18 protein-coding genes and 1 pseudogene are annotated in these 20,232 nt (G+C 52.3%); 14 read left to right on the top strand and 5 right to left on the bottom strand.

Annotation, left to right across the window (positions count from 1 at the left end):
* Positions 1 to 351 precede the first annotated feature (351 nt).
* Positions 352 to 1,494, top strand: a complete 1,143-nt coding sequence (tal, locus tag XM38_RS17590) for a transaldolase (protein ID WP_080810288.1) — start codon at positions 352 to 354, stop codon at positions 1,492 to 1,494.
* A gap of 127 nt (positions 1,495 to 1,621) precedes the next feature.
* Positions 1,622 to 2,257, top strand: coding sequence for a hypothetical protein (locus XM38_RS17585; protein WP_080810286.1), 636 nt, complete (start codon positions 1,622 to 1,624; stop codon positions 2,255 to 2,257).
* Positions 2,258 to 2,349: 92 nt separating this feature from the next.
* On the opposite strand, the gene XM38_RS17580 is transcribed toward XM38_RS17585, so the two are convergent.
* On the bottom strand, positions 2,350 to 3,372 hold the full coding sequence (locus XM38_RS17580; RefSeq protein ID WP_080810284.1) for a DMT family transporter: 1,023 nt from the start codon (positions 3,370 to 3,372) through the stop codon (positions 2,350 to 2,352).
* Positions 3,373 to 3,703: 331 nt separating this feature from the next.
* Between XM38_RS17580 and XM38_RS17575 the strand changes: the two genes are divergently transcribed.
* Positions 3,704 to 6,511: a UPF0182 family membrane protein gene (locus XM38_RS17575; RefSeq protein WP_225889345.1), complete on the top strand. Its 2,808-nt coding sequence runs from the start codon at positions 3,704 to 3,706 to the stop codon at positions 6,509 to 6,511.
* 120 nt (positions 6,512 to 6,631) lie between these two features.
* Here the strand turns inward: XM38_RS17575 and XM38_RS26090 are convergent, their stop codons facing one another.
* The gene (locus XM38_RS26090; RefSeq protein WP_187329455.1) at positions 6,632 to 6,787 is read right to left on the bottom strand and encodes a hypothetical protein; all 156 of its coding nucleotides are present in this window, start codon (positions 6,785 to 6,787) and stop codon (positions 6,632 to 6,634) included.
* 102 nt (positions 6,788 to 6,889) lie between these two features.
* Positions 6,890 to 8,353 carry a GAF domain-containing sensor histidine kinase gene (locus XM38_RS17570; RefSeq protein WP_088430546.1) on the bottom strand — a complete coding sequence of 488 codons (1,464 nt, stop codon included), beginning with the start codon at positions 8,351 to 8,353 and terminating at the stop codon, positions 6,890 to 6,892.
* Positions 8,354 to 8,580: 227 nt separating this feature from the next.
* On the opposite strand from XM38_RS17570, the gene XM38_RS17565 reads away from it, so the two are divergent.
* The 6 genes from XM38_RS17565 (at position 8,581) to XM38_RS17540 (ending at position 11,533) form a co-directional block, all read left to right on the top strand.
* The gene (locus XM38_RS17565; protein WP_080810280.1) at positions 8,581 to 8,916 is read left to right on the top strand and encodes a hypothetical protein; all 336 of its coding nucleotides are present in this window, start codon (positions 8,581 to 8,583) and stop codon (positions 8,914 to 8,916) included.
* Positions 8,917 to 8,933: 17 nt separating this feature from the next.
* On the top strand, positions 8,934 to 9,770 hold the full coding sequence (locus XM38_RS17560) for an AAC(3) family N-acetyltransferase (protein WP_088430544.1): 837 nt from the start codon (positions 8,934 to 8,936) through the stop codon (positions 9,768 to 9,770).
* Between the two features lie 66 nt (positions 9,771 to 9,836).
* Positions 9,837 to 10,463 carry a Uma2 family endonuclease gene (locus XM38_RS17555; protein ID WP_080810276.1) on the top strand — a complete coding sequence of 209 codons (627 nt, stop codon included), beginning with the start codon at positions 9,837 to 9,839 and terminating at the stop codon, positions 10,461 to 10,463.
* Positions 10,464 to 10,481: 18 nt separating this feature from the next.
* Positions 10,482 to 10,820 (top strand): hypothetical protein, encoded by a 339-nt coding sequence (locus XM38_RS17550; RefSeq protein WP_080810274.1) that lies wholly within the window; start codon positions 10,482 to 10,484, stop codon positions 10,818 to 10,820.
* A gap of 42 nt (positions 10,821 to 10,862) precedes the next feature.
* Complete coding sequence (locus XM38_RS17545; RefSeq protein ID WP_080810272.1) at positions 10,863 to 11,300, top strand: PIN domain-containing protein; 438 nt, start codon at positions 10,863 to 10,865, stop codon at positions 11,298 to 11,300.
* Positions 11,297 to 11,533, top strand: coding sequence for a hypothetical protein (locus XM38_RS17540; RefSeq protein WP_080810271.1), 237 nt, complete (start codon positions 11,297 to 11,299; stop codon positions 11,531 to 11,533). The genes XM38_RS17545 and XM38_RS17540 overlap by 4 nt, the downstream gene beginning before the upstream one ends.
* Positions 11,534 to 11,707: 174 nt before the next feature.
* Here XM38_RS17540 and XM38_RS17535 read toward each other — a convergent pair whose 3' ends face one another.
* Positions 11,708 to 12,187 (bottom strand): transposase, encoded by a 480-nt coding sequence (locus tag XM38_RS17535; protein WP_187329454.1) that lies wholly within the window; start codon positions 12,185 to 12,187, stop codon positions 11,708 to 11,710.
* Between the two features lie 598 nt (positions 12,188 to 12,785).
* Between XM38_RS17535 and XM38_RS27155 the strand changes: the two are divergent.
* The 3 genes and pseudogenes from XM38_RS27155 to XM38_RS17520 all read left to right on the top strand — a co-directional run.
* Positions 12,786 to 13,235 (top strand): annotated as a pseudogene (locus XM38_RS27155) (transposase); the annotation flags it as partial.
* A gap of 61 nt (positions 13,236 to 13,296) precedes the next feature.
* A complete protein-coding gene (locus XM38_RS17525; protein WP_080810265.1) occupies positions 13,297 to 13,815 on the top strand; it encodes a transposase in 519 nt (172 codons plus the stop codon).
* Positions 13,815 to 13,937 (top strand): transposase, encoded by a 123-nt coding sequence (locus XM38_RS17520; RefSeq protein WP_137455161.1) that lies wholly within the window; start codon positions 13,815 to 13,817, stop codon positions 13,935 to 13,937. The genes XM38_RS17525 and XM38_RS17520 overlap by 1 nt, the downstream gene beginning before the upstream one ends.
* Before the next feature lie 887 nt (positions 13,938 to 14,824).
* Here the strand turns inward: XM38_RS17520 and XM38_RS17515 are convergent.
* Positions 14,825 to 16,957 (bottom strand): matrixin family metalloprotease, encoded by a 2,133-nt coding sequence (locus XM38_RS17515; RefSeq protein ID WP_187329452.1) that lies wholly within the window; start codon positions 16,955 to 16,957, stop codon positions 14,825 to 14,827.
* Positions 16,958 to 17,225: 268 nt separating this feature from the next.
* Here XM38_RS17515 and XM38_RS17510 point away from each other — a divergent pair, with 268 nt between their 5' ends.
* Together XM38_RS17510 and XM38_RS17505 are read left to right on the top strand one after the other, a co-directional pair.
* Complete coding sequence (locus XM38_RS17510; protein ID WP_080810262.1) at positions 17,226 to 18,719, top strand: hypothetical protein; 1,494 nt, start codon at positions 17,226 to 17,228, stop codon at positions 18,717 to 18,719.
* Between the two features lie 24 nt (positions 18,720 to 18,743).
* Complete coding sequence (locus tag XM38_RS17505; RefSeq protein ID WP_080810260.1) at positions 18,744 to 20,078, top strand: DUF1822 family protein; 1,335 nt, start codon at positions 18,744 to 18,746, stop codon at positions 20,076 to 20,078.
* The last annotated feature ends 154 nt before the right edge of the window (positions 20,079 to 20,232 follow it).

Below are 20,232 nucleotides of genomic sequence, written 5' to 3'. Positions count from 1 at the left end.
TGATCCCATCCTCTAGTGAGGGGTATGCCGTCTAGGGTATCCAATTGTCTCAAGGGCTCTAGGCTGTTTGAAGAACTCGTAATAATCCTGGTGTAGCAGCATTTTGACAGATTCTCTCTACAGGGAGACGCCACCAGCCGTGAAATTTTCTACTGTAGAAGTGAGGAACAAGGTATGCTCGCAAGCTGGTCTAGGGCATCACTACCCGTTGGCCGAATCAGTTCCTAGCCTCCTGATAGGGCATCAACTCTCCACTCTATGGGAGTCCGAGTCGACTAGCGATATGGTCAGTTCAACTCAGGATCCCCTAACCACTGTCTGTGTAGTCAAGTCACCACCACCCCGCGACCTATGAGTACCAACCCGTTACTAACCCTGAAAGAGTACGGCCAAAGTCTGTGGATGGACTACCTCAGCCGCAGCATCATTGAAACCGGTGAGCTGAAGCAGCGCATTGACAATCAAGGGCTGGCCGGGATCACATCCAACCCATCTATCTTCGAAAAGTCTATTCGCAGCGATGATCGCTACCAGCCCGATATTCAGCAAGGCATCCAGAACGAGTGGACTGCTGAGCAGATTTACCAGTCACTAGCCTTTGAAGACGTGCGCCGAGCTTGTGACGAGCTGCGCCCGGTCTACAATGCTACTGATGGCGCAGACGGCTATGTCAGCATTGAGGTGTCTCCCCACCTGGCCCGCGATATTGCTGGCACCATGGCTGAAGCTCGCCGCTTTTTCGCAACGGTAGACCGCGACAACGTCATGATCAAGATCCCTGGCACCCTAGAGGGGCTAGGTGCCATCGAACAAGCCATTACCGAGGGCATCAACGTCAACGTTACTCTGCTGTTCTCGGTGGAGATGTATACTCAAGCAGCGTGGGCCTACATTCGTGGCCTAGAAAAGCGAGCTGAATTGGGTCGTCCCATCGATCGCATCGCCTCGGTGGCCAGCTTCTTCCTCAGTCGCATCGACACCAAGGTAGATGATCGCCTGGCAGCAAAACTGGAACAGGCCGACGGAGAGCGGCAGCAGCGGCTAGAAGCCCTACGAGGGCGCATCGCCATCGCCAATGCCAAGCTAGCCTATCAGCGTTTCCAAGAGCTCTTTGGCAGCGAGCGCTGGCAAGCCCTTGCAAATCGGGGCGCGCAGGTGCAGCGATTACTGTGGGCCAGCACCAGCACCAAGAACCCTGACTACAGCGACGTCATGTACGTGGAAGAGTTGGTGGGGCAACACACCATCAACACTATGCCCCTAGAAACCATCGACGCCGTCGCCGATCACGGCAACATTCAGCCGGATCAGGTGCTCACTGGCTGGGACCTGGCCCGCCAGCAGATTGAGAGCCTGGCCGACCCGGCCATCGACATCAACCTGAACCAGGTAATGGATGAGCTACTGGAAGAGGGCATCGACAAATTCGTGAAGCCTTACGATGCTCTGTTGCAGTCCATCCAGGAAAAAATGGAGCAGCTTACCCCTGCCTAGTATCGAAAGGGAGAAAATTGACGATGGGGCGCCCCTAGGTGTGCCCCAAATGTCTTTAAAACCCGGAATGGCAACGATGCTGTAGGCGAGTATTCTTGAAAGGCAACAATAGCATGGACAAGGATTCTTGGACGAGATTATCAAAGCCGTCAGTGATACCCCGTTACCCACGCTGCTGGTAGTGGGAGGGCTCTTCTTTCTATTACTCTCGGTAGCCTCTCAGGTGGGTGGGCAGATCCAGATGTCCCCCAAGCGACAAATCACTGCTGGACTCATCGGTCTATTTTTGCTCAGTCTAGGAATCACTCTCTCTTTCATTCCCGATACGCCGCCTGTTAGCAGGACAACAACTCCGACAGAACCCGAAGTAGTAGACTCACCATCCCCCGAACCTGCGATTACCTCGGAACCGACTACAACCGCAGATGAAGTGCTGGTAGAATATTTTGTCGCCCTTGAGAGCAGGGATTTCAATAGAGCCAAGGAACTACATCCCAACCTCAATGTTGCTGCCACAGAAGAGTGGCTAGAGGGCATCAACCGACCCACTGAGCCCATTCACAGCATTGGCTTGGTCAGCTTCGAACCGAAAGCCAGCGACTCCCCCGACCGCAAGATTCTCACCACCTCTATCCGTTATTGCCGGACGGATGGCAGCGGCACCGATGAACGAAAAGATTTCTTTCTCAATCGGGTAAATGGAGCCTGGGTTATTCAGGCGGCCGCTCAACCAGCTGAGGTCAAATCGATTCGATGCTGGTGATTCCGCGGAGACAATAGACTGAAGTCTCGTCATTTTGCAAGCGGAGCACGTGGCCCCGAAGTAGTCGATCACAACCCTAACCGTCAATGACATTAAATCCCCCGAAACCCGATTTCGTGGTCCATTTCCCGGGCTAAGACTGTACTGACTGCTTTGGCAGGGGCGTGACTAACCCCCCAGTGGTTTAAGGCAATGCCCAGCAAAATCACCACACCCCCAATATATTGGGCGGCTGTGGGCACTTCCCCCAGGACCACGTAGGCGGCTAAGACTCCGGCGATAGGACTAAAGGAACTAGCCAGGGAAACTTCGGCGGCTTGGCTATGGCGTAGTCCCTGGGTCCAGGCCAGTTGGCCGCCTACCACGATGATCACCCCATACAAGAGCATCCATCGCCACAGGAACGGGTGGAAGACATCCATGAAATGGCTGGGCTGAAACAGCAACACCACCGCTACCAAAAAAATCACCGTGCCGATGGCGGTTCTAGCGATGTTAAATAACCCCAGGGGCAACTGCACCAGCCCCGCCTTGCTGATCACTGTGGCTACCGCCGCTGCGATCGCACCTCCCAGAGCCATGAGTTCCCCCCGACCGATGGACAGCATCCCCATGCTCATCTCTTGCTGGCTAGATGGGGCCAGCACAATAGTGAGTACTACCCCGACAAAAGCAAGCAACGCCCCCACTACTACCCAGCCATTGACCCGTTCCCGCAGAAACCACACCGACAAGGCCAGAGTCAACGGCGGCTCGATACGTCCCAGCAGCACCACCGTATTCACCGAGGTTTGCTCTAGGGCCATGAAAAATAGAGCTGGGGCTAGGGCTCCAGACAGTAGCGCAATCAAGCTGACCACTCCCCAGTCCCGCCAAGATAAATGACGCCAGGTGTGAGGCGATAACTCCCGCCCATAGAGGGTCACCAAGGCGATCAAGGCCACCAGGTTGCCGACAAACAATACATTGCAGAACGAAATCGGGTTGCGCCCGGCGACGGCATTTTGGGCCCCCAGATCACTGAGTTTGCGAGTGATGGCATTGGCGGCGGCAAAGATAATCACCGCCAGTATTAGATAAGCTCGTCCGGGAATACGCCGCAGGGAAACCACTATGCCATCCCTATCATGCTTTGGATGCTAGGGTCCCACAGAGTTCCAGTGGAGCACAAGGACCACCACAGCAGGGGCAGCTGATGTACCGGAACCAGTGAGTGCGTTGGCGGGGAATCTACTGGCGGAAACTCCGTTGCCCCCCCCTGACCACCTCGATCGATTTCGCGCCTAGTTGTCTCCAGTCCTGGCTGGGCAGCATAATGGCTCAATTTTAGATAAGGTCAAGGGTAGGGCCGGCAGTAGCCCCTGACTCGAGGGCAAATTCTAAGGTTGGTTCCTGAGTCAGGTCGCTTGCTAGGTCGGCCCTTGTGGTTTTGGAGATCGCGCGGCTGTGAGACGACACCCCAAACTAACCCGATTTTCTTGGGCGATTCCGCTGTTGGTGTTGATCGTCGTCTTATTAATGGCGTCAGGCACCCTGGTGCATCTACTCACAGAGTCCTGGTGGTTTACTGCTGTTGGGTTCGGGTCAGTCTTCTGGACTCGCATCCGCTGGCAGGTGGGCATCTGGCTGGGAGTGCTGGTGCTGTATGTCCTGTTCTTGACGCTGAATTACTGCCTGGCCGTGCGGTTTACTCAAGATCGTCCCTTTGTCTTTCGAGATACCCCTAGGGGGCAAGAACTGGCCCTCTATCTGCCATCCTTAGTGCGCTATGGTGCGATCGCACTCATTGCCATCATCTCCCTAGATGGTGCCGCCAAAGCCGCCGGTGCCTGGGAAACCATCCTGAAATACCTCAATCCCACCTCCTTCGACCAAACCGATCCCATCTTCCAGCAGGACATTGGTTTTTACCTGTTTCGCCTGCCCTGCTATGAGGGACTGCAACAGGGACTCATCGGTCTGCTGGGCTGGACACTGTTGTTGTGCCTCGCCTTCTATGCCCTCAAGGGGGAAATTCGCCTAGAGCGCGGTTGGAAGTACTTCATCACCGGTCAAGTCAAGGCCCATCTCTGTGTATTGCTGGCTGCCATGGCCTTCATTCTGGCGCTTGGCTTCTGGCTGGACCGATTCAACCTCCTCTATTCCCCCACAGGGGCGAGTTTTGGGGCCGGCTATACCGACGTCCATGCTCGCCTGCAAGCCTACTGGATGATGGGGTTTGTCACCCTGGCCATCGCCATCCTCTTCGTTATTTCCCTCTGGCGCAGCGGCTTCTCCCTACCCAGCTTTGGCATTGGTGTCTATGTCATTGTCCTGGTGGTAGTCAGCGGGCTCTATCCCTGGGCGCAGCAGAAGTTAGTGGTAGAGCCCAATGAACTAGCCAAAGAAACCCCCTACATAGCCAATACCATTGGCTTCACCCGCCGTGCCTATGGCCTAGACCAAGTCCAGAGCGAATCCTTTCCTGCCGAATCCGCTATTGATCGCGCCGATCTGCAAGCCAACCAATCAACCATCGACAACATTCGCCTCTGGGACTATCGCCCTCTACTCAGCACCTATCGACAGCTGCAAGAATTCCGCCTCTACTATCGCTTTCAGGACGTTGATATCGACCGCTACACCCTAGATAACGACTATCGCCAGGTCATGCTCTCCGGTCGAGAGATGATGTACAGCCAAGTCCCCTCCGAGGCCCAAACCTGGGTCAATGAGCGGCTCAAATTTACCCACGGCTACGGCCTAGTCATGAGTCCGGTCAATCGGGTGACATCGGACGGCTTACCCGAGCTGTTCGTCAAAAATATTCCCCCCGAATCTAGTGTTGATCTCGCCATTGAGCAACCCCGCATCTACTATGGCGAAGAGAGCACCAGCTATATCTTCACCGGCTCCAGCACGCCAGAGTTTGACTATCCTCAGGGAGACGATAACGTCGTCAACCAATATGACGGCGGCGGCGGGGTGCCTATGGGCTCAATCTGGAGACGTCTAGCCTATGCCTATGATTTGGGCAGCCTCAAGATTCTCATTTCCAATTACTTCACCGAGCGCTCGCGCATTCACTACCACCGTCAAGTGCAGCAGCGCGTGCGTCAGGTGGCCCCTTTTCTAGCCCTTGACGATGATCCTTATGTAACGGTTATCGATGGCCGTTTGAAATGGATTGTCGATGCTTACACCATCAGCGATCGCTATCCCTACTCCGAGCCCCTGGGTCGCAGCAGCGAAGTGCAGGCCATTCTGCAAGGTAGGACAATCACCGACTTGGCCAGCCAAGGGAGCAACTACATTCGTGATGCCGTCAAAGTTGTAGTCGATGCCTATGATGGCTCCATGCACTTCTTCGTGGTGGATGAGCAAGACCCCGTCTTGAACACCTATCGCCAGATCTTTCCCGATTTGTTTGAGCCCATGACGGCAGTTCCGGAGGCGGTGCGGGCCCATTTTCGCTATCCCCTAGACTTGTTCAAGATTCAGGCCCAAATGTATCGGGCCTATCATATGGCCAATCCAGAGGTGTTTTATAACCGGGAAGACCTGTGGCGCTTTCCCACTCAAATCTATGAAGGAGAGCAGGTGCAGATGGAGCCCTATTACATCATCATGCGTTTACCCCAAGAAACCCAAGAAGAATTTATTCAGATTAGCCCCTTTACCCCAGTCAATAAAGACAATATGGTGGCTTGGCTAGCGGGACGCTCCGATGGCGACAAATATGGCAAGCTTCTGCTCTACGAGTTTCCCAAGCAACAGCTAGTCTATGGCCCTAGTCAGATCGAAGCCCGCATCGATCAAACCCCTGAAATTTCGCAACAACTGACTCTCTGGAGTCAAGAAGGGTCTCGAGTGATTCGGGGAGATCTGCAGGTAATTCCCATCGATCAGTCTCTGCTGTACATCGAGCCTGTGTATCTGCGCTCAGAGCAGGGAGAATTGCCAGAGCTACGTCGGGTCATCGTTGCCTATGACGACCAAATCGTCATGCGAAATACATTGGAAGCCTGTCTGGAAGCGATTTTTGGCACAGCTTCGGCCATCCCGACTCCGGCCCCCTCATCGGAGGAACAGCCCCTAAGCCCAGACACAACAACGGTTTCCCCCGACATTGCCAACCTGATTCAGTCAGCCCTAGAGGCCTACGAAACGAGTCAAGATGCCCTGAGCCAGGGAGACTGGCCCGCTTACGGTGAAGCTCAACAACGGTTGCAGCGTATCTTGCAGCAACTCGAACAGACACAATCTTCTAACTAGAGACGCCCATGTTCAGCTTGGTGCACCATAGAGATGCTGATAGATGTCATGGGCGCGGGAGCAACATGGGTAGCCGCAGTCTAGAGAGTCGGTATACTTCGAAGTTCTCCTGCCCAGAACTCAAAGGCTAGAGACTACCAAAATAATCACGGCAATCACCACTAGAGCGGCGAGGGGATCCCACTGGAATAAGGTGGGGTTCGACTCAGGAGCCGCTAGGTAGAGTACAAACCCGATCACGACGAGTAGGACAATGATGTCAATACCAGTAAACACCGACGCTTTCCAGACAATACCGAGAACAGCTAAGTGTGGCTAAGTGCACCCTCGTTGCCCAATTCTAGATGAGAAGCGTCTTTGAAGCGTCTTTAAATCCAATCAACAAGCTATTCGAGACGCGGTTGAGGCATTGGCCGTGAGGGATGGCAAGGTAATGACATAGCGATATCCGGCCTCAGGACTTCCCTGAATCCCTAGCGCTCCCCGCTGCATCTCGGTGAGTTGACGGCTAAGGAGTAGGCTCAACAACTCTCGAGAGGATTCCTGAGAGGAAGTTGTAGTGTCTGGGAATTGAAGGTCCCGACTCGGGTGCGGGCCGACTAAATCCTGATTGACTGGATATAGATCCCCAATGTTACCTCCGGGCAAGTGGTGATCTAGAGCTAGCAAAGCTTGAGGTAACCCTTCTCCCAGCCAAGGATTTGAAAGCCCAACAGCCAGCTGCAAATGGTCAGCCTTGCGGGAGGCATGCACTTGAATGGTGCTAGCTTCGCCAGCGGTTTGAACCACACTAAAGATTAGGTGATAGAGGAGCTGCCGCACTTTACCTTTATCTAGCATCCAAATCCGCGGGCCGGGTTCAACCGTGAGCTTAATCTGTTGCTCTCGCTGGGTTGCGACTTGCTCTAGGCTTTGGATCACCTGCTGCCCTAACATCTCAATGTCGACTGGCGTTGGTGTCAGGTAGTTATAGTCGTCTCGATCGGTCCCCAAGCCGATGATGTCATCGACTAGATTCATTAAGGTCTGGCTACTGCGGCGGACGATGTCGGTATATTCTTTCTGTTTGTCGGTTAGGGGGCCATAGATTTGCCGGCTGAGTACACTGGCCATCCCCACAATCGAGGTTAAGGGGCTGCGCAGGTCCTGTGTCAGTTGAGCAATCAAATTCAGCCGCACGGCATCAATGGTGGCCTTCAGAGAGTTGGAAGCTAGGGTAGGCCAAGGAGAATTTGCAGTCGTTGAGGCGATCAGCTGGTTTCGCTCAAATTCTCCCATAGCCCAGCGAGCGGTCAATTCTAGGAAGGCGATATCTTGTTGGCTGAAGTGATGGGGCGTGGTATCCATCACGGCTAAGGTACCGATGCAGTCTCCCTGGGAGGTCAGCAGAGGGATACCGGCATAAGCTTGCACCCCATACTCTTGCACTAAGGATAGCTGCGTGAATGCCTCATGCTCTAGGACATTGGCCACGGCCAGCACCTGCTCACTATCGATGACGTAAGTGCATAGACCTTCTGCGAGGGGAAGTGCTCGTTGGGCTGCCAACCGATTCATCACCCCGAGCTGAGATAGGCCGACGGCGGCTTTGAAGAACTGTTGGGTCCCATTGACAATACTCAAGATGCAGATGGGCATTGCCAAGAATCTAGCCCCCATCTGAACCGCTTCTTCGAACACCGGCACGCCATCGGTGTTGAGCAAATCTAGCTGATCAAGCACGGCTTGTCGCCGTTGCCAGCGCTCGACCGGAGACAGCCCCTCTAATCGACAGAACAGGCGCGATTCGGAGTACATCGCCGAGTGCTTGGGAGGGGTTGGGGGAACAGGTTGATGAGTCATGTGCTTAACTGCACGGTATTGTCTATGGGTACAGCTTTAGAGTTCCCGCGAGATTTTATAAATCACTGATCGTGACTCAAGATTAATGACGCTGGCACGATCTAGTAGACTGCGGCGCAAGTTTGGCTGCTATTACTATTGGCAGGGGAGATAGGGGGCAGAAGGGTTGGTCGACTTCTGCCATGGTAGGTTAGGGCAGTTTTCACAGGTAAAACCACGGTTGGTCTATGTCGTTTGCATTGAGGGCGGTGCCCTTGACCTATGGCGTCAACGATAGCAAGGGCCTGATGCAGCTGATTTCGCTAGTGCCGGCCATCATCTTTGTCTACAACTGGTATGTCGTGATGCGGGACTGGCGGGTGTTTCTGTATCTAGTGTTCTCCAACGGGCTGGCCATGGCCGCCGGCATCGCTCTAATCGTCACGGAACAACAGATCTTTCACGTATTTGTGGGGCCTGCTTCCGGCATCGGGCTGTTGATTCTGGGCTATGTTGCCTGGGTGATCCCTGAGCGCGACTCCGCGGGACGCCAGCTACGCTCACGGCCAAGAGAAGGGAACTAAGTCAGGACTCAGCCAGTATGTCTGAAGCCGACGCAGTCAAACGGTCTCTGCAACCGGTTACGGTGCAATCCTTGGTGGCAGACCTGCAGACCTTAGGGGTGCGGCCAGGCGCTGTTCTTTTGGTGCATGCTTCCCTGAGGGCGCTGGGGTGGGTGTGTGGAGCCCAGGTGGCCGTGATCGACGCCTTGATGCAAGCGCTCACCCCCGCAGGTACCCTAGTGATGCCAACCCATAGCGCCCATTTCTCCGACCCAGCCAATTGGCAACATCCCCCGGTGCCTGAGGCTTGGTGGGCAACGATTCGCGCCTCCATGCCCGGCTTCGATCCGGCGACGACACCGACGCGTGGCATGGGGGTCATTCCAGAAGCGTTTCGGGCGATGCCAGGGGTCCGGCGCAGTTACCACCCGACTGCCTCCTTCGCCGCCTGGGGCCAGCGAGCGGCGGAGATTACCCAGTTCCACGCCCTCAGGGATCCCTTGGGCGAGGAGTCACCGCTGGGGCGGATCTATGACCTGGCGGGGGATATCCTCTTACTTGGGGTGGGCCACGATAAGAATACGTCGTTGCACCTGGCTGAGCGGCGAGCCTTTGGGGAGACCCAGTCCCAAACTCAGACAGGGGCTCCTATCCTGGGACCCCAAGGGTGGCAATGGGTCACCTATGCTGAACCAGATGTGGACAGCGATGACTTTGAGGCCTTAGGGCAGGCCTATGGCCAGGTCTCCCAGGCACTGGTGGTGGGCAAGGTGGGACTGGCAACCGCCCTCTATATGCCCCAGCGAGAACTGGTGGAGTTTGGCGTCGCCTGGCTGAAAGCTCACCGAGGACCGTCGGGCCAAGTAAACGCCTAGAGAAAGCATCCGCCGGAATCTGACCTGTGAGGTAAACTTGGGGCAGTTTGGTACTGATAGACCACCATGGTTCAGACAACTTCCTCAGTCACCACCTTCGATGAATTCATGGCCTGGTACCCAGAGCAGGGACGCTATGAACTGATCAATGGCAGGGTACAGGAAGTGAAACCAACCGGAGTCCATGAACAGGTGGGCGGGTATTTGAATGGTCGGCTAGCAGTGGAAATTGCCCGCCTCAAGTTGCCTTACTTTCTTCCCAAGAGTTGTACGATCAAGCCATTCAGTGAACAATCAGGTTATTTACCTGATGTGGTCGTGGTGGACTCCACTCAACTGAAGCATGAACCCCGCTGGCAGCGAGAATCCACCTTGACGCAAGGCAAGTCGATGCCGTTGATAGTAGAGATCGTCAGCACCAATTGGCGGGATGACTACCAGCGCAAGGCAGCGGATTATGAAGAGATGGGAATTCCGGAATTTTGGATTGTGGATTACTTAGGGCTGGGGGGACGGCGCTACATCGGCACCCCCAAGCAACCGACTCTTTCAGTCTATCAGTGGGTGGATGGAGAATATCAGGTGGCGCTCTTTCGCGATGAAGAGCCAATTGTATCGCCCACGTTTCCAGACCTAGAGCTAACCCTGGCTCAAGTGCTGCAGGAAAGCCAGGTTCAGGGTAATGATATGTAATGCGTTTATCATAGCTTCATGCCTGGTGCCCCTCGCTTCACTCACCAACACTGGCTGCTGCGCTGCCACCGTCTACTCCTGACGGGGCTTTTCGGGGCCGCATTGACGGCGAGTTTACTGCTAGGCTCTGCTGATTTCGTGGCTTCTCAGACTGAGTATTTGGGAATTCCGGAGACGCTGCAAACAGCGATCGAAGAGCGGGCCGTCAATCACGCCAATGCTGGGAAGCAGGTGTACCATGATTCTATTTATGAGGAGTTCAAGGACAACTCCCTCGGCTGGGATCGCTCAGAATCGCTGCGTCTACCTCGACGGCAGGTTCTCAGCTTAGGTCTACAAAACTGGGATGCACTCTGAGTCTGAGGCCATCCTCTGAGCGGGCTTACACCACGAATCTCGATGAAAATTTATGTAGACACCAGTGTCTTTAATCGACCGTTTGACAACCAAACCCAACCGAGAATCATTCTTGAAACTCAGGCCCTGCGCACCATCCTACAGTTGGTCGAAAGTGAGCAGTTAGAGCTTATCAGCTCATCAGTGCTGGACTACGAAACCAGCCGCAACGCCAATCCAACCCGCCAAAGCTGGGTTCGTCGATGCTTGGAACTGGCAAAAACCTACCAATCCCTCCAGAACGATATTATCCAGAGAGCTAAAATGCTGGAAGGGAAAGGGCTGAAGCAGATCGATGCGCTTCATGTGGCTTCTGCCGAGCAAGCCGGTTGTGATGTTTTTCTGGCCTGTGATGACCGCTTACTGCGCCGTTATTCCGGCCCCATGAAGGCGATGAACCCGGTCAACTTTGTTTTGGAGATCACTGAGGTAACCCAATGAAGATTGCACTCCCCAACGAGCAAGCAGTCATTCAAGACGCTCTGCGTATTCTGAATCAAACGATGGCCCCTTCTCAGGTAATTGTCCTGATTAGCCGCTGGTGGTCTGATGGCGGGGATTACCTGCAGCAGCGAGATGAGCTCTTTGCTGACGAAACCGTAGAAAGTCTTGTTGAGAAGATTCAGACTTTTGAACAGGATAATAATAGTGCCCAAAGGCCCAATTTGATGTAAAACCATAGCCTGGCTCAGCCAACATATGGCTGAGTCAGTGCCGTGAGGCGGATTGAGAAACAGCGAAATGAACCGACATTCCGCAGGTTGCCAAATAATTATGAGTGTGCGTAGTACTGCTCCACGAGAGGTCCTAAAAAGCGAATGATTCTGCGTCGCTCATCAGTGAGATTGCTAACTTGGCGCCTGATTCGGCGGTGGACAGAGGGCCTCGACGGGTTGAGTTCGCCCCTGGGCCAGGGTGACCAGCCAGTCTGACTTGACGCGAATCGACCAGTTCCAGTGATGGCGATTGAGCCAACGAATCAAGTCTCCATGTTCAAAGCCTCGGTCGGCCAAAAGCGTCACCTGACCCCCTGGCGGTAAGGCTCGACGGGCGCACTCCAGCACCCCGTGGTATTGCTCGAAACTGATGGTGGCACTGCGATGTTCAATCACCTGTTGGGCTAGCGTGAGCGACCGACCGCCCCAAGCCAAGCACACCTCTATCAAGCACCAGTGATTCCACAGCAGAGTCGTATCCAAGGTCAACAGGACAGCTTCCCCAGCAAACGCGGACAGCACATGGCGTAACAAGGGCAGGTAGACCCGTTCCGCAGTGATCTGCTCATTGCGGAGAAAATAGCTCACATCATTGCGGAGAAAATAGCTCACACGTTCCAAGTGAGCTCGGGCGTTACACCCGAGGTGATCCAAGTAAGGAATCTATTTCCCCAAGCAGGCCTGGCCAGATTGCAAGATGGCCGCCAGCATTTCAGCGAAGCCCTGCAGATGGCGTTGGTCTTTGGGCTCGACCCATTGACGTAATTGGTCTTCCAGTTGACGATAGGCGTTTCCATGAGGTTAGCGATAGTTGGGGAACTTCAGCTTCTCATGAAACACCCTCTTGTTCTATTTGAGGCTCCTTATACAGCAGCACTTTCAGCACTTCTCTGCACCACTAAGGGTCTGGCTATCCATTACACAATTGTGAAGTCACTGCTTGCTAAGTTCAGCCCTCCAGAGAGCTTGGCAAACTGCACCGCAGCTTGACTACCCGAACCGTCGATATCGAAGGCTAGAGAACCTGTGTTTTGGTTATACATGAAACGATCGCTGGCATTAGTCGCAACTGAACCCAAAACAAATTCAGTAGATCACAAATCCTCTCAAGAGTAAGTATTGCCGAGTTATGCTCATTTCTGGTGTATGGAGAGAAATTAGGAAAGGGCGTATCCTGCTGAATTAAGCAAAAAGCAGACGAGGATACACCATGAGTAGCGACAATCTTATTGCATTTCAATCGGTTGAGACAACGGAAACCTTTCATGACGCTCTGAGCGACTTGATCCGTAACGGTGCTCGTCAGATCATCGCTCAAGCGGTGGAGGCGGAGTTGCAGGAGTTCTTAGCCGAGTACGCCGACCGGCGAGATGAGCGGGGTCGCTAGGCAGTCGTGCGCAACAGCTATTCACCCGAGTGCACGATTATAACGGGTGTGGGTGAGGTGGAGGTCAAAGTGCCGAAAGTGCGAGACCGCAGCGGTAGCGGCATTAAGTTCAACTCTCGGTTGTTGCCGCCGTATTTGAAACGAGCCACGAGCATAGAGGAGGCGTTGCCCTAATTATATCTCAAAAGGGTCTCGACCAGAGACTCTAGCGAAGCGCTAGCGGCGCTGCTTGGCCCTGAGGCCAGCGGAGTGTCGCCGACTACCATTAGTAGGCGTTAGTCTCAAAACCGTTGAACGCTACCCAGACTTTCCAGAGGTACCCGCGCGCCGTGCTATGTTTGGGCGCAGCCTACTCGATCCCTACAATCTACGACTTTTGGACTGGTGGAACTCGGGGATTCGAGAACTGAGCATTCTGATGGAATTGCTCAAACCCTTGGGTTTTGAAAGCTCTCTTCGGACCCTACAACGCTACATTTACGGCCTGCGCAAAGCACAGGGGCTACCGCCAGTGAGGATCAAAGTCGCTCAGACGTTGCCCAAGGTCGTTGACCCACAGTCGCCCCCCTTCACCCCGCGTCAAGCCGCCCACTTGGTCATGCTAAATCCAGACAATCTAAATCCAGACAATCGGCAGGCAGAAGAGACTGATCTCCTAGAGCGGGTGAGGCAACAGCATCCAAACTTGACGGTGCTGGTTGAGTTGGCTGATGAGTTCTTACAACTGTTAAGACACCGACAAGCAGGCGTCCTCGATGACTGGCTACGCAAGGCCGCCAGCTGCGCTCTCAAACCGTTGCAAACGTTTGCCAAAGGGATATTTGATGACTATGCTGCGGCTAAGCAAGCCTGATGACAGAGGTTAGCAACGGCCACGTTGAAGGCCTGAACAACAAGCTGAAGATGCTGAAGCGACAGATGTACGGCAGGGCTGGCTTAGAGCTACTTGCCAAGCGATTCATTATGGCTACATGACAGGAAGCTCCAATGAAGTACAGCAATGGTTTTATCAGCATTACCAAAAGCTGGGAAGAGCCCGATTTGGCTGACCTCAAATTCTGGGCAAGCTCTCAAACTATTGGTACGTAAGGCTTCCATCGGCTCTGGTTTGTTAAGAAAGATGCCACCAAGGGATAGCGATGAGTCTAACGTAATTACAATCAATCAAGCCGAAGAGCGATCGCCCTTAATGAAAAGCAATCGCTCACTAATGTGCTTTGAAATTTGTAATTTAACGGATCCGATTAGTCTTGTTCAATCCAGTTTCCAAAGCTACTAAGTCGGAAAACCCGCACAGACGATACTTCGTTATTCCATCCGCCAGCTGTAAACGATAAAGCTGTTCCAGGAGGGACATTCATCGCGGGAGGTCCGTAGTTCTGGTTTTTATAGATTTGCACGTACCATCCGTTGGGCACACATATAGAGCCAGCGGAATTATTAAAGCCAGTGACATCTCCTCCTCTACCGCTAGAATTACCTCCCAGGTTGCGATCCGATCTACTAATGGGTACTGCACGTCCTCTAATATCGCGGTGTCCAAACAAAACAGGTCGCCTGCTGCACTCTATGACAGCTGTTGGGTATGGCAACCGCGTTTGATCAGAAGCTTGATTTTGAGCTTTACTCTCCATTCCTAAAAAGGACAGTACAAGGGTTGAGGCCAGTAGACTCGATGCAATCAAGTTTTTCATGAAAAGTCTCCAGATATTCTGATTAGAACCAATGACGCAGGAATGCTAATTTACTCAATTTTGTAAGGCTCTATATATTAATTATTGAGAAACTGGAAGACTGATTCAGTTGCACAAGAATAGGGGCTAAATAGCCCCTCTAAACGAATCCCTGTTTGTTTACAAAATTTACACAAGGACGAAATCGCCGGCGCTTAAATTTAGCCCTATAGCTAGATTGGCAAATTGAACAGCAGCTTGACTGCCAGAACCGTCAACATCAAAGGCGAGAGAACCTGTATTTTGGTTGTAAACAAAGCGATCGCTCGCATTAGTCGCAACTGAACCCAAAACAAATTGACTAGCATCTAAGAGTCCTAAAACTAAGCCACCGCCAAAACCACTAGTAACAATCTGTAGCTTGTCACCTTGTGCCTGAGTAAAGTCTCGAATTTGGTCAACTCCGTGTCGAAGGGAGGAGAAGCGAAACATATCAGCACCAGTTCCCCCTCTCAGCACATCATCATCATCTCCGCCCACCAGAATATCGTTGCCAGAACCGCCACTCAGGTAATCCTCGCCTCTACCACCATCAATGGTGTCATGATCTTGCTGGCCGTATAGCCTGTCATTGCCAGCACCACCCTTGACACTATCGTTTCCTTTACCACCATAGATTTTGTCGTGACCATACTCGCCACTCAAATCATCATTACCCCCCACAAACTTCTGATTAAGCTTGTAGTTATCTGACTCTCCCCAAATAATGTCGTCGCCAAACCCACCGCGGACAACATCGTCACCATCATCGGCATAAATGCGGTCATCGCCAAATCCACCGCTGAGATAATCGTCGCCGTACCAGCCTGCGATAAAGTCATCCCCTGAACTACCATAAACTTTGTCATCGCCACGACCGGCATAGATTCGGTCGTCGCCGTAATTGCCGTAGAGTTTGTCATTACCAGAGTCGCCGTTAATTAAATCATTGCCTTTGCCACCATGGATTTCATCATGGCCGGTACCACCGTAGAGCTTATCGTTACCAGCACCAAACTTGCGGTTGAGATTAGGATTATCAGATTCACCCCAAATTACATCGTTACCTGAACCGCCGTAGACTGTATCATGACCGTCGTCGCCATAGATGCGATCGCTGCCAGAACCACCGCTGAGATAGTCATTGCCGTACCATCCGGCAATAAAGTCATCTCCTGAACCTCCATAGGCTTTGTCATGACCACCGTCAGCGTAGATGCGATCATTGCCTGAGTCACCGTATACAGTATCGCTACCACCACCGCCTTTGATGATGTCGTTACCGCCTTTACCCTCTATACGATTTGAACGTCCATTTCCAATGATTTCGTCGAAGCTCGAAGTACCAATGGCGTTCTCGATATGAGTACCGTAGGCAATCGCCGTGCCAATACTTGCGGCCCGATACTGATGGTCGCTGTATTTCGTATCCTTAGTATTGTCTCTGGCGTAATACTGACCAAATGCGTCCTTTTCTAGGTTGAACTTGGTGGCAAGAATTCCTCCTTCACGAATATCAAGATGATATCCATCGGGAGCAAAAGCAAGCTTTGAAAAATCGAGAGTATCTTCTCCACCACTATCCCAGATAGTCAGTTTCATGACCTTGTCATCGCGACCCCGAAATTCCACTCTGGAATCTTCGCTTTTATAACTATGGATAGTGCTGAATTTATAGCGGGTATTAAATGGGTTGAAACTTCTAGCACCATATAGGTACTGCACTGCCCTGATGTCGTAGGGCATAGGGGTAACTGCAAGAGAGCCTGCGTGGTTGTAAGACATGACAGTATTGGTATTGTGGTCTTGGGAATAAGCCAAAAATGGGCCTTCACCCTTACTTTTATCACCGTCATATCGGCCTGGATGCTTCAATCCAATAGCATGACCGATTTCATGCAGAGCAACTTCTAAGAAATCGTTACCTTTTCCCGTGATTAAATTTTTCCCAAGCTTGATATTGACGTGCTTAAGCTTGTTGGTACCGTAGCTAAAGGGATTCCACCAGTCAACAGCTTCCTTGTAGTCAACATTTCCTCCCGGAATATCCTCTGCCTTAAATCGAAGATCCCCCCCCTTTGGCACCCAGTTGAAGTTGATATTGGCTACTTTTCGCCATTGGTTTAGAGCTTCAAAGATCATGTCTCTCTGCTCTCTGTTTAGACCGTCTTTTCCGGTCACGTCATAGCTGTAGGTGAGGGTAACGGGCTTACCCGTGTCATTCCAGTATTTTCCTTTTAATAAAGAATCGATTTCATGGATTCCAGAACGTTTGAAGCCCATAACAAATACCTCTGTGAATTTAGACAGCCGTTCTGAGTGGCTCTGACCATTCATCAGGTTGGAGGTTAGGCAGCGATTCAGTTATGCAAAAGTCATCGAATTATTCATATATTGGCCGCTTCAATTGCTCATCTAAAGCTTGGTAACGAAGACTTTGTGATCTGTTTTTTGAGCAGTAGGGTTGTAACTGAATCAGTTCATCGTGGTTGCACTGAATGACTCACGAAGCGATCGCGCAACGCAGTTGAAATGAGTATGAGGCTCAACTATGGGTGATTTACTCCGCTATCAAAAGATTTATCGTCTGCCGTCTCCAGGTAGCTTGCCTGGAACCGTCAGGCGGGGGTATGAGTCTTGGCCGTCTCCCCGTGCCAAAACTGTGTGGGATGACTTCTTAGCAGGTCAAAACGAGATCTTGCTCAATGGTGGAGATGAGGATGTATCCATTCAGGTGCAGTTGTTTAGTCTGTTTGCCGACGACTCTCAGTCCAGGGAGCGTCGAGCCGGAGCTGGACTATGCCTACGGTGCTACATCTCGCCCTCAATTCTACAAGCCTGCAAGGATCAGGCCAGCGCCTTTGCCGGAACAGCCAACAGACAAGACACCTTCCAAAAGCTTTTATCCGCCGTCTTAGATGATGATGGCTTGACCCTTTGGCTATTCGACAACGAGGAATACTGTTTACTAAACCGTTCTGACAAATCACAGTCAGAGCCTTACCGCTTCTTTGGTGCTGATGTCCTGAGTGGTTACAACTACCAAAGCCCTGGTCGCAAAAGCCTATCGAACTGGGCCTATTATGTGACGCGCTATCACGAGCGGCTTAAGACCGTTCTTAGTGAAGTGGGCTTTCAGCGACTAAGCAATTGGGCGCTGATGAATCGAGCGCGGTCTGCTCAACTCAAATGGTTATCTCAACGATCGCGCCATTTAGTCGAAGTCTTTCAGGCTGTGTATCGTCGCGATCGCCTCAAGCAACGGGAGCGGGATGGCAAAAGTTTAAGAGCCAAAAAGTGTCCAGACCCGACAAATTTTCAGTTAGGAGAGATGTTGGATCAATTGCGAGAACTCGACATCACAATTCAGTCTCCAAAAATTTTATTGGAAGAACTTCGGCAAGTAGCGCAAGAACTGCAAGAAATTGATGCGTGGATACGGCAGGGCCGCCCTAATGCTGAGCCGATTGAACTGCCTGATCCAGAAACGGGGCTACCGACAGAGCGGAGAGACATTGCTTCGACAGTCGTCAATGAACCTGAAAAGCTGGAATACGAGGACATTTTGCAGTTCATTCGCGAACAACAGCTTTACGCCCTGCAGTATGGAATTCAGCAGGGCATCGACGATCGCCTCACTGAAATCCGCAAGAGCCGCCGTAAAGCGCATGCCTCCAAGCTCATCCCTGGACTGAGGCTGATTTATCAAGAGGGGCTCTCACAACGAGCGATCCAAGAACGCCTTAGTTTTCCTAACCAGCCTTTGGTAGCTCGGGTGCTGGCCCTCAAGGAACTGATTCACCAGGTCCGTTTTCGCACGCTCGAAAAGTTGCTGGATATTATTTTGGTTCGTGCCAATGAAATGGGATTGACGGCCATTCCCCCCCAACCAAACTATTTGAGCAACCTGATGGAGCAGTTGGAGCTGCTGGTTGATGCAGAGGTTTTTGACGAGGCGCTCCAGGAACTGCAAAAGCCCAATAAGGATCGTTCGTTTGACAGCCTCTATGCAGTTGAACTACGCCGCTTCTTACAAGAGTCATAAATATATTTAAGGAAAGTAATCACCATGTTTGATACCACTAGCGACACTACACTTCTCAATCCTGAGACGATTCTTTTGGAGCTTGAGGACATTCAGCGGGCTAGCCAGAATAGTCAATTAGCCCCAACCGAGAATTTGCAGTGGGATCTCTACTTGCAAGGGTTGGCGGTTTTGGGTCTACAGCGATCGCTGCAAAACCGTCTGAGAACACGAGCGGTCGACATTGAACAGAGTACGCTTTTTGAACCTGGCTATGCGGGTTTGCTAAATGGGACTTGCGGCCTTGCCATTGGCCCCTTTAGGGCGTGCCTGATTGCCACGGAAAGCATTATCGATGGAGTGGTCAAGATTCCTCAAGCGGCGGTGGAGCTCCCTGAGTTTATCCCTCACTTCTGTCTAGTCGTAGAAGTGATTGAAGAACATGAGGAATTGATTTTTCGAGGTGTGCTGCGCTGCGATCGCTTTCAAGACTATCGACAATCGATGAACCTGGAAGCGGATGACGACTGGGTATATCGCGTACCCCTGACTCTCTTTGAACAGGAGCCCAGTCGCTTAGTGTTTTATGCTGAGCAGCTTGACATCGCAACTCTCTCATTGCCTGAGAGAGATTTAGCCACAAGTTCTGCCACTATGGCGGTGCCTGAGTTGCAGCAAGTTTTGGCAGACGTTTCTATGACCGATCCGCTCTGGCAACAGTTGACCTGGGAGCAGGCTGCCGCTATTTTGACATCACCAGCACTCCGGGCTGAATTTCATTGCTGGCAGCAGCCTGCCCAAAGTGATCGCCAAAGCCAAGGTCTTCAAACTGCGGTGGCTGCCGCCAGACAAAGCGTGATCGATGTCGGCCAGTGGTTAGAGTCGGGGCTGGATGAGGTGGCTCAAAGTCTCGGTTTCTTAACAGGAAGTCAATTGCAATTTGCCTCTGCTATGAAATCGCAGCCATTATCAGAAGTGTTTGAAGGGGCAATCGCCACATTACGGGAAGACGGATTGCTTATTCCCGAAGTTATTCGTCCCCTGTATCGGAATGTTGAACTAGAAGAACTTGATTTGTGTCTGTGTTTGCTGCCCTATCGGTCTCCGGTAGCATTAGAGACAGCCTCAGACGCTGCGATTGACTGGTCATTGCTGGTCATTGTGGGGTCTCAAAGCGATCGCCTGTTACCAGCGGGGCTACAGTTAAAAATCAGTCGGGAAATGGATCTCTTAGAGGCTGTTGATCTGGAATTCGAGGAAGTGCTGGTGTACAGCTCTGTAGATGCCCGAGTCGGAGAAGTCCTGAACGTGGAAATTATTGCTCCCGGTGAAACAGCGTTTGCCTTACCCCCGCTCACCTATGACGCGGGAGAGTCATAATGGCGAGGCAAGTAACGTTTGATTTGAAGGTACTCTCTCAGGACGATGGCTCCTGCGTTTTTTACCTGGTCTGGGATGAGGGAAAGCGTGATCTGTTTGCTAGTCAACCCTTTCTGGGCAGGCTGCAGCGGGACTATGAGAGTTGGCAGCGGCA

It is taken from the genome of Halomicronema hongdechloris C2206, from assembly GCF_002075285.3.
Lineage (GTDB): Bacteria > Cyanobacteriota > Cyanobacteriia > Phormidesmidales > Phormidesmidaceae > Halomicronema_B > Halomicronema_B hongdechloris.
This window is presented reverse-complemented; position numbering and strand designations above follow the sequence as displayed.